At 59.6% G+C, this 19,892-nt stretch carries 12 protein-coding genes; 3 read left to right on the top strand and 9 right to left on the bottom strand.

The features are described from left to right. Positions 1-39: 39 nt before the first annotated feature. Positions 40-1,668, bottom strand: a complete 1,629-nt coding sequence (locus HDG34_RS15720) for a hypothetical protein (RefSeq protein WP_184061171.1) — start codon at positions 1,666-1,668, stop codon at positions 40-42. A gap of 80 nt (positions 1,669-1,748) precedes the next feature. Between HDG34_RS15720 and HDG34_RS15715 the strand changes: the two genes are divergently transcribed. Next, positions 1,749-8,450, top strand: coding sequence for a transglycosylase SLT domain-containing protein (locus tag HDG34_RS15715; RefSeq protein WP_184061170.1), 6,702 nt, complete (start codon positions 1,749-1,751; stop codon positions 8,448-8,450). Positions 8,451-8,522: 72 nt separating this feature from the next. Continuing rightward, positions 8,523-10,793: a hypothetical protein gene (locus HDG34_RS15710; RefSeq protein ID WP_184061169.1), complete on the top strand. Its 2,271-nt coding sequence runs from the start codon at positions 8,523-8,525 to the stop codon at positions 10,791-10,793. Positions 10,794-11,110: 317 nt separating this feature from the next. Here the strand turns inward: HDG34_RS15710 and HDG34_RS15705 are convergent, their stop codons facing one another. The 6 genes from HDG34_RS15705 to HDG34_RS15680 form a co-directional block, all read right to left on the bottom strand. After that, positions 11,111-12,931, bottom strand: a complete 1,821-nt coding sequence (locus tag HDG34_RS15705) for a DNA methyltransferase (protein WP_184061168.1) — start codon at positions 12,929-12,931, stop codon at positions 11,111-11,113. Continuing rightward, positions 12,898-14,268, bottom strand: coding sequence for a hypothetical protein (locus HDG34_RS15700; protein ID WP_184061167.1), 1,371 nt, complete (start codon positions 14,266-14,268; stop codon positions 12,898-12,900). Before HDG34_RS15700 ends, HDG34_RS15705 begins: the two co-directional genes overlap by 34 nt. Before the next feature lie 293 nt (positions 14,269-14,561). Next, positions 14,562-15,869 (bottom strand): hypothetical protein, encoded by a 1,308-nt coding sequence (locus tag HDG34_RS15695; RefSeq protein ID WP_184061166.1) that lies wholly within the window; start codon positions 15,867-15,869, stop codon positions 14,562-14,564. A gap of 17 nt (positions 15,870-15,886) precedes the next feature. Continuing rightward, complete coding sequence (locus HDG34_RS15690; protein WP_184061165.1) at positions 15,887-16,441, bottom strand: hypothetical protein; 555 nt, start codon at positions 16,439-16,441, stop codon at positions 15,887-15,889. Between the two features lie 96 nt (positions 16,442-16,537). Then, complete coding sequence (locus HDG34_RS15685) at positions 16,538-17,344, bottom strand: hypothetical protein (RefSeq protein WP_184061164.1); 807 nt, start codon at positions 17,342-17,344, stop codon at positions 16,538-16,540. A 99-nt stretch (positions 17,345-17,443) separates the two neighbouring features. Next, positions 17,444-17,986 (bottom strand): hypothetical protein, encoded by a 543-nt coding sequence (locus HDG34_RS15680; RefSeq protein WP_184061163.1) that lies wholly within the window; start codon positions 17,984-17,986, stop codon positions 17,444-17,446. Positions 17,987-18,066: 80 nt separating this feature from the next. On the opposite strand from HDG34_RS15680, the gene HDG34_RS15675 reads away from it, so the two are divergent. Next, positions 18,067-18,567 (top strand): hypothetical protein, encoded by a 501-nt coding sequence (locus HDG34_RS15675; protein WP_184061162.1) that lies wholly within the window; start codon positions 18,067-18,069, stop codon positions 18,565-18,567. 69 nt (positions 18,568-18,636) lie between these two features. Here the strand turns inward: HDG34_RS15675 and HDG34_RS15670 are convergent, their stop codons facing one another. Together HDG34_RS15670 and HDG34_RS15665 are read right to left on the bottom strand one after the other, a co-directional pair. Continuing rightward, on the bottom strand, positions 18,637-19,386 hold the full coding sequence (locus tag HDG34_RS15670; RefSeq protein WP_184061161.1) for a hypothetical protein: 750 nt from the start codon (positions 19,384-19,386) through the stop codon (positions 18,637-18,639). Beyond that, a complete protein-coding gene (locus tag HDG34_RS15665) occupies positions 19,370-19,843 on the bottom strand; it encodes a hypothetical protein (protein ID WP_184061160.1) in 474 nt (157 codons plus the stop codon). Before HDG34_RS15665 ends, HDG34_RS15670 begins: the two co-directional genes overlap by 17 nt. Positions 19,844-19,892: the final 49 nt, after the last annotated feature.

Genomic DNA, 19,892 nt, shown 5'->3' with positions numbered 1-19,892 from the left:
ATGCTCCGATGCGATGCCCGGTTCAGGTCACGGTGCCTGTCAGGCGTCGCCGGTCATGTTGTGCAGGACGAGATCGACCGTGGAGACGGCGCAGCTCTTGAGCGGTCTGCCATCGGGTCCGATGTAGGCCTTGCGGCTTCTGAGAAACGCGTCGACCTCCTGGATCGAGTCGTCCGTGTAGGCGAGATTGAGCGATCCGGTGTCGCCATCGAAATCCATACCGAGCTCGCCAAGAAGCGCGGGCGCGACCACAATGCTGTTGATGAATTCACCATCCCTGATAGGAAACTCGTGAGCAACGTAGTCCTCGCCGAGTGGCGTCCAGTCCGCGCCGAGCTCGCGGCGAATCTCGTTGCGGATGGTGGTGCGCATGTGGATCTTTCCCGGCACAACCGACCCCAGGCCCGTGATGGGATAGCGCGTGAGAAAGGCCGCCACCTTGTTCATATGCCGGTAGGTGGAGCAGTAAAGGAGCTCGCAGAACGTGAGGGGAAAGACGTGCTGCTGGTCAAGATGGCCGGGCAGTTCATCGATATTGTTCATGAGCCGGAAGGTCATGTCGGGCCCCTTGTAAATGAGACCCAGATAGCGGCCATCGATCTCGATGACCCGATGGCGCAGGCTCTCCTCGCCGAAGAGCGTGAGCAGCTTCTCGATGCCCTCGATGGTCGCCCATCGATCGTAGTATTCAGGCCGTAACTGCACGGGTTCGCTCCCGAGCGTCTTCCGGTTGACGAGCCGGGCCGGCTCGTTGGGTCCCGGGAAAACCGACTGCAGAAACCCCGCGCGGATGTGATAGACCGCGAGCGGTCTGGCGGCCTTGAGCGTCTGGTACAGGCCCGCCACATGATCGTTCAGACCGGTGGAGCCGGTCGAGCCCAGATAGCTCTGCGAGGCATCCATGGCAGTAACAACGTTGCGGGTGCCATCGAAGATCCGGCGGCTTGCCCACCTCCCCAGCAGCAGCTTGTGCTTGCCTTCGACCATGCTTTCGAGATGGTCATAGAGCTGGTTGAAGGTGGTCTGGAGGCTGTAGCGGACGGTGTCGATGAGTTCGGGATTGCGTCTGACGGTGTTTTCGTTGACGCTGTTCGAGCGGGCGATGATCGAGCGGTAGATCGTGTTCGTCTCGTCTTCCCGGATGCGCCCGTCGTCGGTAAATTCGAGGTCACGCATGCCGGCTGGCATGACGACAATCTTCGAGGTCATTGCCTTCTCGCGATATTTCTGGAGCAGCTGGAGTTTTGCCTGACGCTCGTCGCTTTTTGTTTCGGAGAACTGGATGTCGTGCCAGTGCGAAACAAAGAAATGAAACCCGGTCTGTCCGTTAAGTGTGTCGCTACGATCGAAGTCTTTCGTTACGTCATTCCACACAGCGTACTGGCTGCCCGCGATAACGTCCTTGTACAGCTGCTTGAGGCTCGTGAGCGCGCGATAGATGACGGGGTGAAAGACCGGTACCCGGATATCGATATACGAAAACCGCAGCGAGCGCTTTTCGTCACCAACCCTGCCAAAGATCAGCGTCGAAAAAAGCCCTTCCGGATGAAAGTTCTGGCTGTTTCCATCGAAGAATTCGAGCGAGGTGACGGGGCGGATGTTCTGCAGCCGCGCGGGAGTGAGGTCGAGTAGCCGGATATTGAAGGGGATGGCAGAACGCTCGGGCATGCGCACATCCTCCGTTAATGAATGCAAGCGGAGAAGAACTATGAGGGAGTCACTGGTTTCAACCTGATCTGGGAAACGTCATGTTCAGAAAGAAATCGTTCAAGGCCGACGACGGTTTCGGCTTCGATGCAGATCTGGATATTCCGGAATTCAATTACAGGGAGAAAGCAAAGCGGGATGATCGCGTGCCGGTCGCGAAGCACGCGAAAGAGTTCGTCAAGGGCGGTGCAGGCGGTGTCTGGGAGGGGGTGCGCAGCAAGTCATTTCTGAACAGGACGCTGCGCTCGGCATTGCCGACCGGCTATGGACAGGCGCTGGACCGGGCAGACGAGGCCGCATCATCGATCCGGGATCTATACAATGCTTCGGTACGCGAAGTAAAGCCGATCCAGAATGAACTCAAGCGCGCCGTCGGCAAACTTTTGCCGGCTGGCGGTAAGTTTTTGCCGAAAAGCGCGCAGGACCGCCTCAAATCCTGGGCGGAATCGGCGGACACAGGCACCACCGGCCTGTCTGCCGAGGCCGCGCGTCATGCCTCGCTGCAGGCGACACTCGGGGACATCTTCAGCTACCAGGCGCAGACGCAGGCGCAACAACGTGCCGAGGACAAGGCCGAAGCCGATATCCTGAAGCAGATCGAGACCGATCGCACGAACAGCCAGCTTGGACATCTGAACTCGATCAGACTCGCGCTGCAGCGGCTTGCAGACTATCAGGACCGTGTGACGGTCAACTACCAGCGCAAGTCGCTTGAAGTGCAGCTGCGCCACTACTTCGTGGCGATGGATGCGCTGATGGAGCAGAGAAAACAGGGCGTGGCCACGCGTGAGCTGCTCGAAAACATCCAGAAGAACACCGCGCTGCCCGATCTGCTCAAGGTGAAGATGCGCGAGGACTGGCCGACGCTGTTGCGCAACAAGTTCATGGGCAATGCGGGCAGTTGGTTTCTCGGTCAGCGCAGCAACTTCATGCGGGCACTGACCGGACAGATCAGGTCGTCACTTACCTCATCGCTGCGCAACCTCGTCGGTAGCGCACAGATGGGTCTTGGCATGGCAGACGTGGGCGCCGGCATGTCGGGGATGGACGGAATCGGGCCATCGAAGGCGGAGATGGCCGGGGACATGGCGGGCGGTCTTGCGGCCCAGGGTCTCGCTTCTGTGCTCGGGTCACGCATTGGCCGCACGCTCAAGGGCACGCGCGTTGGCGACTTCATTGAGCGGCACGGCCACACGGCCGGTCACTTCGCGCAGAGCGTGCCCCAGCATCTGACCGAGTTCGCGTATTCGGACAGGCTCAACGACACGCCGGTGGTGGGCTCGGCCGTACAGTGGCTGAAGAACCAGATCATCAGGGCGAACGCGGTGCAGACGGGCGTCCACGTCGACAACCTGCGCAACCTGCAGGAGCCCGCACCTTTTACGCATCTCGTCAGAAAGTCGATCACCGAAATCATCCCCGGGTTTCTCGCGCGGATCTATCGCGAGTTGCAGATCCTGCGCACGGGAGACACGAAAGTCGAGCTTACATCGTTCGACTGGTCAGGCAACCGGTTCCGCGAGCGTTCACTGACCTTCAAACGCGCATTCGAGTCGATTGTGCAGCCGCGCGACCGGCAACACGTCCAGGAGCACGCCGGCTCACTCATCGATGATCTGGAAAAAAACAGTGGCGTAAAGCTGAGCGCGGAGCAGCGGCAGATGTTGATCCGGCGCCTTGTGCGCGACAACTTTGCCAACCGTACCGGGTCGCTCAAACGTTACAGCGATCTGTGGAGCTATGCCGGCGACGAGGCGAAGCACGCGGGCACGTTTGCCCAGCTGTTCCAGAACTATGCCTCGCAGGATCGGGAGGAGAGGCAGAAGGCGTTTCATGCGCGCTTCGCCTATCTGGGTGGGGGCATTGCCGATCCGCGCGAGATGGTCCAGAGCCTCATCAATGCCGGCATGCTCGAGTTCGCCGAAGACGCCGGTATCGTTAAGGACGGCATGATCGACCAGAACCGGCTGATTGACTGGTACCTGTCCGGAGAATACACGCCGGGCGTTGAGCCGGGCGCAGGCGATCTGCGGGGAACCCCGGGCTCTGCAGGGATTTCAGGTGTCGCGCCGATGGCCGCGCGTCGTCATGCTCCGCGCCCCATCAGGACATTCGCGCGCGTGCCGCCGCACCGCGCGAAGGCAACCACGAAGACACGGCGTGCCGGCGTTGTCGTTTCCCAACCGTTCACGGGTGGCGCGCGCCGCGTGGTTCCAGCCATCGCTCCTGCCGCAGGTGTCACAGGCATCGCCAGCATCCAGCCGTCCGCGCAGGTGCAAACGGCGAGCATGGCGCTGCAGGAAGAGCCCATGCCTGTGCAGCGGCATGGCAGTACCGCGCACGATGTTGAACGCTTCCTGCAGCAGAAGTGGGGAAGGTCGTTGCAGCCTGGCGCGGTTCCGGCGTTCGGGGCGGGGCGGCGCTTCACGCCTGCCGATACCGCGGGCGCGGTGCATGGACCGATGGGCGCCGTCATTGATGTGCTCAGGGAGCAATTCAGGGAGCACAGCAGCAAGCCATTGGTCGCGAAAATCTACGAGACGCTCCTTGTCATCCAGAAAAAGATCGAGGAGGGGCTGTTTCACGTACCGGATGTCTCCGGAATCGGCGGTCGCATCAAGGGCGCCGCCGGTCGTGCAGCAAGCGGTGCGGCAGGCAGGCTTGGCGAACTCGGTGAGAGGCTGAAAGGTTCGCGCTGGGGCAAGCGCTTTTCGGACTGGACCGTGCGCGATCTTGCCAGCGCGGGTGTCGACACGCTGCGGGGCGCGCGGCAGGCAGCGACATCGGCTGTGCGCACGGGCTGGGACTGGATGACGAAGTCCGAACATCTCGGCGCGCGCATGATTCGCGGTGGCGTTGATCTCGCGAAGGAGGGCGGCCAGAAGGGGCTCGATTACGTCGCGAGCCTGAAGGATGTCTACCTGCCCGAATCCAGCGAGCCGGTACTGCTTGCCTGGAAAATGCGACTTGGCCACTACCGCGACAGGGCGACCGGTGCCGTCATCCGTTCGTACAAGGACATCAAGGGCGATGTGATTGACAGCGCCGACAATGACAATGTCGTGCTGCAATCGAAAGACATCAAACGCGCCTATGCGAAGGGGCGGTTGAAGGCAAAACTCATCTCGGCTTTTGGCGCGGGCCGCAAGCTCATTGGCCGCGCTGCTGAGTTCATGACGGGCGACGTCTTCTCGATGGCGGCGAAGACCGTCACAAAGGGCATTGCGCTTGCCAGACGTGGTCTCGAATATCTCGACCCGCCCGTCGACATCTACGTCAAGGGCGAGACCGAGCCGAGGTTGCTGGCCATCATGATGCGCGCGGGCGCCTACCGCTCACAGTTGCACGAAGACAAGGTCATCCTGCGCCCCGGCATGATCGACGGGCCGGTAGTCGACTATAGCGACCGGAGCTATCCGAAGGTCGTACTGAGGAAAGAGGACCTCGCGCGCGGCCTGGTCGATGCACAGGGGCATCCCATCCGCACGCCGCTCATGAAGCTCGCGGCGTTGGTCATGGCGCCGGTAAAGGGCTATTTCAAGGCGATCAGAAAGGGGGCTGGCGTTCTCAAGGATCTCGCGCTTTCGCCATTCAGGGGGCTTTCGGATTGGTTCAACAGGATGATGGGACCGGACGGCATTGTCTTTGCCGGTTCGAAGACCATCACGCAGCGCCTGACCGAAATCCGCGACATCCTGTTCGAGCGTCTGCCAAAGCCACGCAAGCGTCTCGTCGGCGATCAGGAGGGCACCGGCGTTATCACCAACTCATGGGAAGACCTCGAGCGTAAACGCCGTCTTGCTGACAGGGAAAAGCCCGGTGGCGCTGCGACCGGAGAGGCAGGCGGCAGCAAGGGGCTCCTTGCCGGGCTCGGCAGCCTGCTTGGCCGGCTCAGGGGGCGCGGCAAGCGCGATGGTGAAGGTGAGGATGGGAAGGACGGCAGCGGTCTGATGGGCGACGCGCAAAACTGGCTGGAACGCAAGCTTGGCAGATGGGGAGGCGGCAGGCTGCTAAAGGGAGCGATGAAGGGTGTGAAGCGGGCGGGGCGTGGTCTGGGAGCGCTCGCTGGTGGTGGCAGGAAGCTGCTGGGCCGGGGCATTGGGAGCGTGCTGGGGCGCACCGCACTGACGGGGGGCGCCGAGGCGCTTGCCGGCGAAGGTCTTGCCGCCGCCGGCGCGACCGGGACACTCGGCCTGGGTGGATCGCTTGCCGGGATGGGAGGATTGGCAGGAGGACTCGCCACTGCGGGCGAAGTGATTGGTGGTGGGCTTGCCGCGGTGGGCAGCTTTCTGTCTCTGCCCGTGGTGCTCGGTGCTGCTGCCGTCGCGGGGGCGGGCTATCTGGCATATCGCGGTATCAGGCGACTGCTCGAGAAGAAGCCTGGGGCGCTCGCCAGTGTGCGCATCGCCCAGTATGGCTTCCTGCCCGATGACCACGACAGCGTCAAGGCAATCCTTACTCTCGAGGACACCCTGATGAAGGGTGTGTACTACCGGAACGGCCGCGCGGACGTCAGTGGCAAATCCATCAATTTCAGAGAGATCGTCGCTCCGTTTGACATCGACCCGGCCAACAGGGGCGAAGTGGCGAACTTCGCGACCTGGTATCTGCGTCGTTTCAAGCCGGTTTTCTGCACGCACCTGACGGTTCTGAAATCGATGGGGCAGAACATCAGTCTTCCTGAGGTCGACGAGCGGCTGCGCAGGAAGGAGGACCGGCAGCAATATCTGAAGGCGGTTTCGTGGCCCACTGGTCCATACAAGGAAATGCGCTCGCCATTTCATGGATCGATTCTCACGCTTCACCGTAGCCTGACGCTCGATGCGGGGCCAAAGGAGGTGGCCACCTACGTTGCCGCCGCGCAGGCTGCGATCGACAGCATGCGCGCGGATCAACCTTCGACGGGAAAGGCGGCCGCGCTGAAGGTGGGTGCCGCGGCCGCAAGTAGTGTTGCAACCGAAGCGGGCAAGGCAGCAGCCGACCAGAAGAAGAAAGCCGACGCCGCGCAGCGATTGCAAACGGCACGGGACGTAACACCCGCGTCGACACCAGCCAGGGATCAGGGCAAGGGCTGGACCGACCTGCTGACCGACAGGATCCAGTCGGGCGTGGGAACGGTTGGGAGCCTCATGGCTGGCATGTGGGACAGCGTCAAGGATGTGGCGGGCAACCTGATCTCGGGGGTGGAGAGTGCTGCCGCAGGTGGTGCCAGCAGGGCATGGGATGTCGCGAAGCGCGCGGGCACCGCGGTTGGAACTATGGCGGGGAAGGTTGTTTCCGGCGTGAAGGAAACCGTAGCCGGTGTGGCGGGTGCTGCAGGCGGTGCGATCCGCACGGGCTTGCAGGCACTGGGCGGCAGGATTGGCCAGTTGCCGCTGCCGATCGGCCGCGGCTGGAGCGCCGTCAAGGATCTGATCGGCAAGGCCGCGTCGATGGTGGGCGTCGATCCGATCCTGCTCGCAGCGATCGGTGCGATCGAGTCCGCGTTCAATCCGTCCGCGAAGGCGGGCACGAGCAGCGCGTCGGGTCTGTTCCAGTTCATCAACAGCACCTGGCAGACGATGCTCAGGAAGTACGGGTCGAAGTACGACATTCCGCCCAACACGCCACAGACCGATCCGCGCGCGAGCGCCCTCATGGGTGCCGAGTTCATCAAGGAAAACGTCGCGGCGCTCAAGGGCGTGAAGGCTACCATCACACCGACGGATGTCTATCTCGCGCACTTTCTGGGTCCCGGTGGTGCGAAGCAGCTTCTCAAGGCCGATCCCGGCACGGACGCTGTAGCGCTCATGCCAGGGCCCGCGGCCGCGAATCGGTCGATCTTCTTCAACAGGGATGGTTCCCATCGCTCGGTGGCCGGGGTCTATGCGGAGATCGGCCGGCGGGTCCAGCTCGGCCTGAAGCAGACAGGGGTGACGACAGGCGCGGTTGACGTTGCATCCGCGCCAGTTAAAACCGGCAAGGGCGCGGGCGTTGCGGACACCGCCATCAAGGCGCCGGCGCCGGGTGCCTCGGGGGTAGGTGCAAATGCAACTAACGCTCCGGCGGACGCCGGACCGGCGAAACCGGCTTCGCCGGCATCTGCGAAAGCGCCCAGTCCTGCGACGGGCGCGGCGGCAATCGCCCCAACAACGCCGGGCATGACTGGAGTCGGCGGTGCGGGAAGTGCCACCGCCGCTTCCGCTGCTGGTCCAGCCACCGCGTCGAAATCCGCGACGGCGGGGGCCATGATCCCGGTAACGAACACCTCGCAGGGTGACCCTCTGAGCGTCGTACCCAGGCAGCCAGCAGTTGCCGCGGCGGTGACCCTGGCTGACGCCTCGGTTGCGCGGACCAGGTTGGCTGGGGCGATCAGCAATGTGCCCTCGAAAATCCCCTTCGCGGGCGGTTCGCCAGCCGCGCCGTTCGCGCAGTTTGGTTTCGGGCCGGGGTCCGTCAAGCTGATCGACCAGGGCCCGAAATCCCTCATGACGATCCAGCAGGCCCAGCATGACGAGCACATGGACGCGCTGGGTGGGGTGGGAGAAACGCTGGACAGGTCGCTCAAGGTTCACGAACAGGCACTGGACGTTCTGAAGGCCATGTACGACCTGATGCAGCAGGCGGTGAAGCAGGGTGCGCGCTCCGGTGCCGGAAACCTGGCGGCGGGTGCCAATGCGGCGGCAGCCAGCACGGTCCAGTCGCTGCCTTCAACGTCGCGACCGATGCCAACGGCTCCCGTCTCCATGGCGAAGATGGCCTGACGGCATGGTCTGACGGCCGCCCGGGGAAGCATGCCACTCCTCCGGGCACATCATGAAACATAGGACTCCTCCATGATATCCAATCTCAACACACTCGATACCCAGGGCAGTGACGTCAGCTGGGTGAGGCAGTCGTTTCTCGTGCCTTCATCCAGTTTTGCAACGGGCAGCCCCGATGCCTCGAACCGTTTTTTCACGAGCGCGGCGCTCAAGTATGTCGACACGCGCCCGGGCGGCAACATCGCCATCAATCCACCGCCGCAATTCACGCGTCATGCCGATCCCAAGGCACCTTCGCGACTGAATGGCAGCAACGGTCTTGGCATCTACTACAGCGAGGCGATCGACGACAACGCCCAGGTCATCCACATGAGCTTTGGCGTGCCCCAGTTCAATTCACTCACGCAGTTCTTTACGAGCTTTTATAACAGTGGAGCAGGAGTGCTCGCAAGAACCGGGCGCGGCACGACCTTCTTCTACACGCTGGGCAAGGCAGCCGGGTTCGTCGTGTCGCTCATGAGCTGGAGGCTGCTCGCGTTTCATCTGGCCGGCGTGGGCCTGAATTTCCTCATGAACAAGCCCTCCTCGAAGTTCTATTACCTGAAGCGCACGATGCCTGTGTACTGGCAGATCGTGCAGACGATCGTCAACCAGATTGCCGTGAACCTCGGGGTCATTCCGCGCGCCGGCGACGCGGTGGTTGGCGCGGACGTGACGAACATTCCGGGGCTTGGCGATCAGTACCAGTTTGATGCAGCAGGTATTGCACAAATGCAGGCGGCGTGGCCGGACATCTTTTTCAATGGAGGCGGAATCGACGTCTACAAGATGTCGACGCGTGCACGGCGGCTGGAGGCGAAGCAGATTGCGATGTATCAGGCTGCGATGGATACCGGTGCGCTTACGAGCCAGAATCTCGCCTCGGTCATCCAGAACCTCTTCAGTCCTGGCAACAAGCTCGCCGATACCGGCGCACGCTCATTCAGCGACTATATCTCGCAGTGGTTTGGCACGGTCGCCAATGCGCAGGTGAAGCCGGCCGGCGGCGGCGATGACAGTGCGCCAGGCACGAGCGCGCCAGCAGACTCCACCGGCACAACCAGCGCCGACACATCAGGCGCGTCAACAGCCGTTACCCAGACGCAGGATAACGCGACGCTGGATTCGGTCACGGAGAACTTTTCACAGTCCCAGAGCGAGAACGCCGGGTTTTTCGATTTCCTGAACGCGGAGCTCAACGATGGCGGATCGTTCGTCAGTTTCCGCGTGAACGCGACCGGGGCGGTCACGGATTCATTCCAGAACCAGACGGCGGATTCCGAGATCGCAAACAAGATCAACAGCATGTCGAGCCAGGCACGCACGACGCGCTTCGATGCGGCTGGTGGCAATCTCGCGAGTGGTGGCGTGCTGGGACTCGTCGGCAGTGCGGTGAACGATGCACTCGACTTTGCGTCCGGTATCGCCGGCGGCATGGGGCTATCGGGCCTGGCCGCGCTGGGCGGCTCGGCCTTCGTCGATATCCCGCGGCACTGGCAGTCGGCCTCGGCATCACTCGCCCGCACGAGCTATACCGTCAACCTCGTAAGCCCCTACGGCAATCCGGTCTCGCAGCTCATCAACCTCTACATCCCGCTCGCGATGCTGATCGCAGGCGCGTTGCCACTTGCCACCGGCCGGCAGTCCTATACGGCACCATTCATCTGCGAACTGTACGACCGTGGTCGCTGCCAGATACGGCTCGGCATCATCGACAGTCTCTCCGTGACACGAGGCACGGGCAATCTCGGATTCAATAACGATGGGCGGGCACTGGCGATCGACGTAACGTTTACGGTTGCCGATCTTTCGTCGCTGGTGTATCTGCCGATCAGCCAGGGCTTGAGCACGGCGGCCGCGCAGACGGGGGCGAGTCTCGGGTTCGCCGTGACAGAAGGCGCGGCTGCGGTTGCCGGTGCCGTGGGAGGTGGTGCTATCGCGGGTCCGGTGGGGGCGGTCGCGGGTGGGGCGGGTGCGGCTGCCGCGGCGCTGCCGGTGGCAGCCGCAGTCTCGGCCGCGGGAGCGGCGCTTGGAACCGTGGTGGACACGGTATCGAACGTTGCAACGTCACTCGACAATATCTTCGATGGCGACAATCCCTTCACCGACTATATGGCCGTGCTGGGTGGTCTTGGTCTTGCGGACCAGATCTATGTTTTCAGAAAGCTGAAACTCAATCTGACGATGCAGATGGCGCAGTGGAAGTCCTGGCTTTCACCCGCGCACTGGGCGAGCTTCGCGGGAGACCTGATGCCGGCGCGTTTGATCTCGGGATTTTTCAAGGGTATTGATTCGAATATCTGAAAAGAGCATTCCCTACGGAAAAAAGAAAAACACATAGCCCCCAATGGTAGGGCATCAGAGTCGTTGCGACGGACCTATTGGTCCGGCCGCAACTCTCCGAATACCAACCAGGTCCGGCTTCTGAACAGGGAAAAACAAAATCCGCCATCCGGGCTCGAAAGGCGTGTTCGCTTACCAGAGCGCTTCGAAGGAGGAAATGTAGTGGTGAATGCTGAGCAGCGCGGGCGCGCCCAGCGCAGACGCGAGCCACAGCGTCGCTGGGGGCGCTACGTACCCGACCCGGGCACGATTCTGCTCCTGTATCGCATGTTCTTCGCTCACTGTAACGACTGTTGTCTGAACACCAGCACGCTTTCGAAGTATTCGTCCTTTGCCTGAGGCCGAGCCATACTTGCTGCGTGTTTCGTAAGTTGGAGTTTGATTTCGCGCTCCAGTCTAAATCCAGATGAAATCGCCAGTGCCGAGTAGAGTTGGCCGCAATTCACCACGTGCTCAATCTCTTTTCTTTTGTGAGAGTAGAAGACGTGCTGCGTCGCAACAACTAACAGCAACAGGCCATCTCCTTTAAGGGCGGTCTTCGCCGCCGAGAAAAAATCTTTGATCAGGTGCAGATACTCGATAGTGGGCTTGAGCTTCCAGATCGAGCGCATTGCATCAGTCTGCAGATTCCCAATTCCTTGATCGGCACCTAGGTACTGGATTAAGGCGGCAATCTCGGGCGCATCGAACCATTCTTCGCTGGGACATTCCGTTGAAGAGGGAGGCGCCTTCGAAGCCATCGCTGGGGCGTCGACTGCAAAAAAGGACAGCGCACGTGACGACGTATAGTGTTCACGTCCAGAAGACGCTGGCAAATACGGTGGGCTGGTTATGACTATGTCTACCGCCTTTTTCAAGCCCCAAGTGGAGAAGTCGCCGGCCGACCCTCTTCGTGCGCTGGTCTTGCCCAGCTTCCACGGCAAAATCCCTGAGAGTTCGGCGAATACATCACATAGCTCGACGCAGCGCATTGCCTTTTCGCGGAAACGGTCGACTGCTCGTAATCGAAGGACCTCAACGGTGTAAGCCCCGTTGCCGATACCCACATAGCGGTAGCGCACTTTTTTCGTAAGGGCATCGCTTGCGAGCACCGGTACGATTGCCGTCGACAACACGTTTTTGATCGAGCGGTAAAGCCCCCTCAAGAGCACAGCATCGCTGGTTACTTCCTCGAACTCGCGGGTCCCGAATTTCCGATCGCGGTTCTTAAGCTTTATTCCTAGCTCTTCGGGAAACGCCGAATGATCGTCAGCGGTTGGCGTTATCGTTTCGAACGCTTTTTGTGCTAAATGAAGGTCCTGCTTCAGCGCAGTCGCACTCAAAAACGGCGTGACTTTCGAGGATGAGATGAGCTCGCAGATGGGGTCGAAATCTATGCCGTATGACTCGAGCCCAAGTAAGCTCGCTTCAAGCAATGCGGTGCCGCTACCGCAAAAAGGATCTACCACGCGGGCATGCTCCGGCGCATAAATATTTAGAAGCGCTCGAATCATTCGGGGGAAAAATTTCGCCTTATAGATGTGGAGATCGTGTGTGAGTGTCAGTGTCGTCCGCTTCGCACCACCAATTCGATGCGATTTCGGCACGGGATTCGTGACCTCAGATAGCAAAATCTCATACAGGCACTCAAGTCGTCCTCGGAGCAGATCGCCTTGCACCGCGGAGACCCCTTCGATCTCCAGGACATAATACAGGGACAGGGTAACCATAGCGCGACCACCGGGCAATTCGGTCGCTGGTAGATGCGGAAACTGCGGGAGCGTCGTAGTGCTGCTCCAAAACGCAATTTCTTGAAAAAATGCAGTCCGTAGAGCGAAGGCGGCCAGAGTTGCAGATGTAACGTTGTTAATGCGGACCGCTACTGCGCTTAAGTTGTTCGCAAGAAGTGCGTTCTCTGCAACCACACGAAGCTCAGCAGGCAGAGACCGCCTGAGAGCGTCCGCATTCTTGACGGGTTTGCAATCGTCGCCGCATAGAGCTTTGGCTTCCTCAAGCGCTAGTGAAAAATCGGTTTCTTGCTCAACGTTGCTCCGCAGAATTGCTAATGCATTAAGAACAGGCATAATTAATTTTTTCCACCTACGGGAATGGTCATCCATTCCTCAATTAATGTGTTTAAACGACCGTAACGCAACGACTCGCCTAGTCGATCAAAATTAAATAATTTCCGCAGCGTCTCGTCATTGATATGAGGGTTGTTGAAAGTTAGTATCCCCTCATAGAGCCATTTAAGGCGGTCCCGCTTGATAGCAAACTCCTCGAATTCTGGCAGATCACGAAAGTCGACATTTTTGCCCCAGCGAATATCGAGGAGTTTCTCAAGGTAGGCCGCATGCATAAAGAGGGGATCCAAATTGGCGACGAGCGCCGACTTAATTGTCAGATCCGGCGTTTGCAGTGCATAGTAGGCACCGTATTTGATGAGCTGGTAGGTTCCTTTCTTAACGTCGTCTGTACGCCCAAGACCGGGTTTCGTTTTATTGGAGTCGATCTCATCACCCCAACCATTAGCGATGTAGCCAAGTGATATCTGTGAGCCGGTACGCTGGGTTTTGGGAACACTGTAAGCCTCGAATATCTCTTTCCATGCTTCAAACAGCACGAGAAAATTCTCCGGCACACTTATCCAGTCGGTGAGGGGAACGTAGGGCCAGTCTTTTTCGTCGACGTGTGGCAGAGGAATATGTAATTGACGATGGGGAATAAATAGACTCAAAGGATACTTACGAAAATCCACGTTCACTAAAGCGTGTCGCGCTTCTTCAATCGGTCCATCTTCGCCTTCCTTCGTGAGCGATCCGTCTAGCTTGGCGGCAACCGGGAAAGTCACGAGAGGTGAGGACTTGACCTCTAGGAGCACCAACAGATCTTCGTTGAATACAACTGCGTCCACATCGTGAGATTGTTTCGCAATGGGTGCGAGCTGAATATTTTCATCCGTGGCCTTCGCAAGCAACGTCAGTAGAAGTACCGTTATGGTAGAGGTGATTTCCCCAATGTGATGACTGGTCGGTTTGTGCTGTGCTTTTTCAATTCTAGCATCAAGACCCATCGAAAGACAGCAGTCCGGGCATTGTTTAAGGAATGAAAAATACGCCTCATGCTGCCGCGATTCACCTTCAACATGAGCGTCGCAGTAAATCCATCGATCATTGGTTAGCCGGTCGTGCAAATATTCGGCATTGCAGGTCAGGTCGAACAAAAACGCGAGCACGAGTTTCGCGTCCGGCACGGTATTTGGATTAGCGCCCTGCTGGTCCTTAATTAGCAATTCTTTAAAAGAGTTGATTGCCGTTCCAATAAGCCGGCGCGCGGCCGGGGCATCCATATACTTTGATGCCAAAACATTTTCTTGGATCAGTCGGCGCAACGTATCGAGTTTGGCGCTTGTGTCAGTTCTCTTATACTTCGGGAATTTTTTTAGATCGATTAGCATGTTTTATGTGACAGTTCGCTCAACTAGACGGCTCGACCGGCGGCCTCCGTGAAGGCTAATATTGTACCTCTCTGCTACCATCTGTCGCTTCCAGACAGAATTGATCAGGGAACACATGACGGCAACAACGCAGTCCGGCTTGCGTCTGTCTGATGCGCTTGCTGCGGTTCGGAGAGCAGCCGCATCAAGCGCACGCCGGGGTTCTGGGCGCATCAACCTCAAGTAGGAAGGCTGGTTCCGACGGCAGGGCCGCACGTGCATGACCTGTCGCTTGTCAGGCCGGTGAATCGGTTTCAGCCAGTGAGCCAGTTGATCTGGGTATTGGTCATGGTGACCTGGGTTGCTGAGTTGGATGAGAGGAGACCGATCGTACCCGCATTGGGCTGGCTACAGACCGGGTCGTTGGGAAGCGATTGAGTGACTGCGATGCCGGATGTCACCTGGACGGCTGTCGTGCTCGTCGCCGCGTTGACCCCGGCGGAAATGCCGGCCTGTGAGGGATCGACCGGCGTTCCGGTGCTGCGCAGTGCCGGATCGATGTAGGAGCCCGGGTACGTGTTCTTGAGCAGCAAATCGACATTGGTGACGGGGCATGCCGCGGCGAGGCCGTATAACTGTTCCCCGAGATCGCTGCTGCTGGCAACGCCTGCTGCGAGCACGCTGTTGAAGTTGTCTGTGCCGCCAATGATCGACGAGATGTCGATGGTATTGTCGTCCGCACTAGGGGTCGAGCGTGTGCAGACGTTCCACGAGGGCGCGGCGGTATCGAAGACGGACATCATCTGCGTGTACGTCGTCGAATCGAGCGCTGGCGTAGCCTGGGTGACATTGCCCGATGCCGTGCGGACGTAGGTCTGCGCGAACTGCGAGATCACGCCGGGATTCACTGCGGCAATACCGGCGGCCCCCGCCACCGCCACGAGGCTCTGGAGACTGGCGAGGTCGCCCGTGCGGACGAGACTGGGCAGCGTCTGTTTGACGATCGCCGACAGTACGGTCGGACTCGTGATCTGGCTTACGAGCGGCTGGAAGACTCCGCTGACGCCAAGACTCGCACACTGGTTGATGACCCCTGCGGCGACACCGCCGAGCGCCTGGTTGTCGATCATCATGAACGACGAGGATCCGGAGAAACTGTTGATGAGCTTGCCCAGGCTCTGGATGTCGCCGATCGCACCGTTCGTGATGCTGCTCATGACGCCGCCCACGCTCGTCTGCACGCTGCCGACCACCTGGGCCGACGCTCCGATGCTGCTCTGGATCGAAGGGGAGAGTGCAGTAAAGGCGCTGTTGACGGTGCCACTGAGCGTGCCGCCTGAAGCGGCCTGCACAAGAGTGTTCGACGCCGTGAGAATGCGCGCGATCGTGTTCTGCGGGTTCATGAGCAGCTGACCGTTGGCTACGCCTTGCACCAGCGGTAGCAACTGCGCAGCCGCGGCGCCTGCACGCAGCATGCCGATCAGGTTGACGTCGTATTTTGCCGCAAGGCTCTGGATCGAGTTGATGATGCCAGCTGCAGTACCGCTGTAGACGTCGACAGCCGCGAGGTTGTCTCCGGGACCCGTCAGGAAGCCTGGATTGGCCAGTGCGCCGGATGGCATGTTTGACTCCTGCTGCGTTACTCCTGCCAATGCTGGGTTACGTCGAACTTCACGACGGGCGCCGGCGGCCAGGGAAAGCTCGCCTTCAGGTGGCGGCGGATTTCCTCCAGGCCATCACAGAGCCACCCGGAAATCGGGCTGTGGATCTGAAGCTGCTGTGGCCCATGCAGGTAGTAATAGCCGAACGGCAGCGTTGAGGCGATCATGGCCTCGCGAATATCATCGTTCTGCACGATGCGGTAAAAGTTCGCTTCGTTGATGATCTGGCTGAAGTGCTCTCTCCAGACCATCCTTTTCGTTTTCGCGTGCGCCTTTGCGCGGCTGCCGCACAGGTTGCGAAACTCGTCATCAGGTCTTTCGCACTTGATGTAATACCAGAAGCCCTCCATCGAGCGAAAAGGTCCATAGACCGGATGAATGAACGGGGTGACGCTGTAATGGGCAAGCTTTCTTCCGAGTGCTGTTTGTCCGCTTGTCGAAATGTTGATATGGGTGATGCCATCGTCCTCGGGTTTCATGCCAGCAAAGGTGATGGATGGCGACAGGGCGGTTTCATGGAATGCCGTAGTCATGACTCGATCTCTGACGGGATTGTGTCGCTTGTGAACTGTCCTTTCTGGCTGGTGACGCCAGCCCCGGGTAGCTATCAGGACGCCTTACGCCGTATCTCAGGCAAGCGCAATCAGGGATTGCGGCACGGCATTGGACAGCAGTGACGCCGTTTCTTCCTCGTTACGAACGGGCTCGCCAGATTCATCAAGGAGCTCGGGGCGTTTTGCGAATTCGACGGTGGTTCCGTGAATCGAGACGCGGCCACTGTAATAGTGGCATCTCACCGAGAACTCGACTTTTATGACCTGCAGAAAACGCAGGCCCTTGAGGAAGACCTTGAACGTCATCCCGTCCCGGGAAAGCTCCTTGGTCAGATTGCCACGCGCAGTGGTGAAGTCTTTCGGTGTCCGGGGAACGCCGTTTCGTGGATCGTTGACATAGTCGTCGAGCAGATCGCTGAACCGCCCGGGGCCGATGTCGAGATCGACCAGCATCTGGCGAAAGAGATCAGCGAGGATGCCGTTGGGCGAAACCACCTGATGATCCCTTCTGCTACCGAAGTCGATCAGGGCTTGATGGATCGATGGGCTGCCGGTGTAGTAGTGGCACCTGACGCAGAAGTCGAACTTCCTGACCTGCAGAAAGCGCATGCCTTTGAGGAAGACCTTGAACGTCATTCCTGAGCGCGACAGCTCCTTCATCAGGTTGCCACGTGCAGTGGTGAGATCCTTCTGGGTCTGCGCAATGCCGTGTCGCGGGTCGGTCACGTACTCGCGCAGAAAATCGCTGAAACGCCCTGGACCAACGTTGAGTTCGACCAGCATCTTGCGGTAAAGATTGGCCAGAATTCCATTGGGACCGGCGGTGCGGTGGACGTCCTTGTCGCTGGATTTGAGGATGTGACCGAGCTGTTGCGAAGCCATGATCGCATTCCTTGCAGAAAAACTTGTGAGAAAACGTGTGAAGCGGCTTGTGATGGGCGACGGGCGCGCCTGCGCAGATTGTCCGGCTTGCGGTCTCGTTCAGCGCCCGATTTCGTGACTCATTCCGATCAGTACGATGACGAGCCGTCTGAGATTGACGAATACCCGAGTGAGCATGCGCAGGTTGTATTGATGAATGCCGGTCTCGGCTCCATCGCTCTCACGCATCAGCGTGCATAAAATCAGGATTTCGTTTTTGAACCGGGCAAGGTGCTCCGGGACATTGATGTAGAAGCCCTCCTTTGATTCGAAGAACCGGTCAAGGGTGGTGGCGTTGCCATCCAGCATCGCCCATTGCGGCGGCAGTGGCGTGCCTGTCGCGAGTCTCGCATTGATGGCCTTCAGTTCGTCGCAGTACTGGCCAATCGTTGCGTAGAACGGCCGGATATCGAAGCCGAACGAATCGGACAGACCGAAGCGCTGGAACCTCTCGATGTCCAGGCACTGGCATAGCACTTCGAGCATCGCGCGGCCTGCCTCGTGACTGGACATCGCCCGTTCTTCGCGGATCAATCTGGTGACCAGCCGATCCGTGCGTTTGCTGCGAAACCAGTGGGAGAGTCGAAAGCGCCACGATTGCATGGAGTACCTCATACGCCCGGGTTTTAGCGCAATCGTTCATTTCTATGATAGTCGCCAGGATTGAATTCGTGAGGAATGCCATGTCCAGTACTGTTTTGCGGGCGGATCAGGATGACGGGCCAGAACATGCCGTGCCCGTATTCGAGGTGCCCGACGATGAGGATAAAGTCCTCGATTACACATTGCGCCAGCGTCAGGCAATCATCGTGACCATGGCGGGAAACAGCGGGGAGAGCCTCAGCAAGCTCTCCCCGCGCGAGATGGACGTTGTACTCGCCGCGCTCGACGGTATGGATCGTGTCGCGCTTGGCAGGAAGCGTCTGAAGTCGGAAAACATTGCGCTGGCCAACCAGGCTGCCGCTGCTGCCGTCATCGCAAAGATTCTCGGTACACCCGGAATCGGGCAGGCTGCGCCGAGGCCGGGCGGGCAGTCAGATCAGCACTCAGGCGAACTGCGCCCTGCGATTCCGATGCTGCCGTGTGATGTGCCCGAACCCGTCTTCGTGCCAGGGGAAACGGACATGGAAGCCGCGCAGATGAATGTTGACTCGTTCATGGCCGGCTTGGGCACTGCTGGGTGAATGTGACGAGCCGAAGGGCGCCCTGCAGGCATGACCAGCGTCCGCCTCCTGCCACCCCGCGGAGGCGGACTATGCCGCCGGTATGCCGGCAGGCTCTGCGATACTGAAGTACTTCACGTCGATCAGTTCCAGTCCGACAAATCCGGACGTCAGCATCGTGATGGCGGCAAACGGATGGGCGCCGTCACGGACCAGTTCATCAAATGTTTTCTCGTCGGGTCTGTGGTTGAAATAGAGCGCGGGAACGATCACGTTGATGTCCGCAAGCGAGGTCTTGCTGAAGGCCTCGCCATGCATGTGAAGCCACTCTTCATATTCATACATGAAGAGAATGTCGAAGTTCGCTTTCACGAACGCCGGTGTCAGCTGGCCGGGCGCGTAGTCGACCATTTCAACTGGCGAAGATCCACCGCTCCAGAGTGCAATGACCCCCTGCAATGCGTCGAGCGTGGGTGCATCGAGCCGGTATGGCCAGGTGTTCACGAGGATGCGCACCCCATCAAGCCATGGACGGGTGCCCACGATCCGCGAGAGCGTGCGGGAGAAGTCACCCAGCAGGGTGGTCAGCGTGGTGATCGTCGAACGTTTGAGCGTCTCGACATCGCGTGCCCGGTACATCTGGCGAAATTCCGCAGTGTCCACGCCTTCAAAAACATCTTCTTCGCGCTGGTGATAGCTGGCTGAGAGCGCGCGACACGCGAGCGTATCGCTCATGCGCGCGAGGGTGCCCAGACGGGTATCGAGCAGGCAGTCGAGGAAGATCAGGACAGTGGCAAAATTCGTTCCATCTTTCATCGCGTTTTCATGGCTGGACTTCATTGCGGGTGGCCTTCTGACGCTTTGCGCGAGGCGCCCCAACGAAAAGATGGATGAGCAGCAGCACGCTGAGCCACTTGTTCTGCAGCAACAGGTCCTGGGTGAGAGCCGGGTCGGGCAGCGATTCGTGAATTTCGGAGGGTGTTGCGACGAGCACCTGGCGCTGCGTGGTCTGGGAGCCCGGTGGGGAAAATGGGGCGTCTCCCGCGACGGCAAACGCGAGCGATTCGACAAGGTGCATGTACCGGCTGAACGATGCACCCCATCTTGAAAAAAATACGAACACGATCATGAGGATGAAGTCGCACACCTGCGGATCCACAAAGGCGAGATTCACCGCCCGGTCGAGTCCCTTCGCGCTCGCGAGCAGATAGGGCTTGTCGGCGAGGATCAGCGACATCAGGAAATCCGTGAGCTTTTCATGCAGCTCCTCGTTGCCTGCCGCGATGTTGTTCAGCACAAATTCCACGCTTTCCGTAAAGATCAGCGCTGTGTCGCGCCACTCGTCG

It is taken from the genome of Paraburkholderia sp. HC6.4b (assembly GCF_014200875.1).
Classification (GTDB): Bacteria; Pseudomonadota; Gammaproteobacteria; order Burkholderiales; family Burkholderiaceae; genus Paraburkholderia; species Paraburkholderia tuberum.
The sequence above is the reverse complement of the archived record's forward strand: the minus strand, read 5'-3'. Positions and strand labels throughout refer to the sequence as shown.

What these genes read in the sequence shown, in the direction of transcription:
- HDG34_RS15670 (WP_184061161.1), bottom strand. Translation starts at nt 19,386, where the DNA reads ATGAAGTCCAGCCATGAAAACGCGATGAAAGATGGAACGAATTTTGCC.
- HDG34_RS15715 (WP_184061170.1), top strand. Translation starts at nt 1,749, where the DNA reads ATGTTCAGAAAGAAATCGTTCAAGGCCGACGACGGTTTCGGCTTCGAT.
- HDG34_RS15695 (WP_184061166.1), bottom strand. Translation starts at nt 15,869, where the DNA reads ATGCCATCCGGCGCACTGGCCAATCCAGGCTTCCTGACGGGTCCCGGA.
- HDG34_RS15685 (WP_184061164.1), bottom strand. Translation starts at nt 17,344, where the DNA reads ATGGCTTCGCAACAGCTCGGTCACATCCTCAAATCCAGCGACAAGGAC.
- HDG34_RS15690 (WP_184061165.1), bottom strand. Translation starts at nt 16,441, where the DNA reads ATGACTACGGCATTCCATGAAACCGCCCTGTCGCCATCCATCACCTTT.
- HDG34_RS15710 (WP_184061169.1), top strand. Translation starts at nt 8,523, where the DNA reads ATGATATCCAATCTCAACACACTCGATACCCAGGGCAGTGACGTCAGC.
- HDG34_RS15720 (WP_184061171.1), bottom strand. Translation starts at nt 1,668, where the DNA reads ATGCCCGAGCGTTCTGCCATCCCCTTCAATATCCGGCTACTCGACCTC.
- HDG34_RS15680 (WP_184061163.1), bottom strand. Translation starts at nt 17,986, where the DNA reads ATGCAATCGTGGCGCTTTCGACTCTCCCACTGGTTTCGCAGCAAACGC.
- HDG34_RS15675 (WP_184061162.1), top strand. Translation starts at nt 18,067, where the DNA reads ATGTCCAGTACTGTTTTGCGGGCGGATCAGGATGACGGGCCAGAACAT.
- HDG34_RS15705 (WP_184061168.1), bottom strand. Translation starts at nt 12,931, where the DNA reads ATGGATGACCATTCCCGTAGGTGGAAAAAATTAATTATGCCTGTTCTT.
- HDG34_RS15700 (WP_184061167.1), bottom strand. Translation starts at nt 14,268, where the DNA reads ATGCTAATCGATCTAAAAAAATTCCCGAAGTATAAGAGAACTGACACA.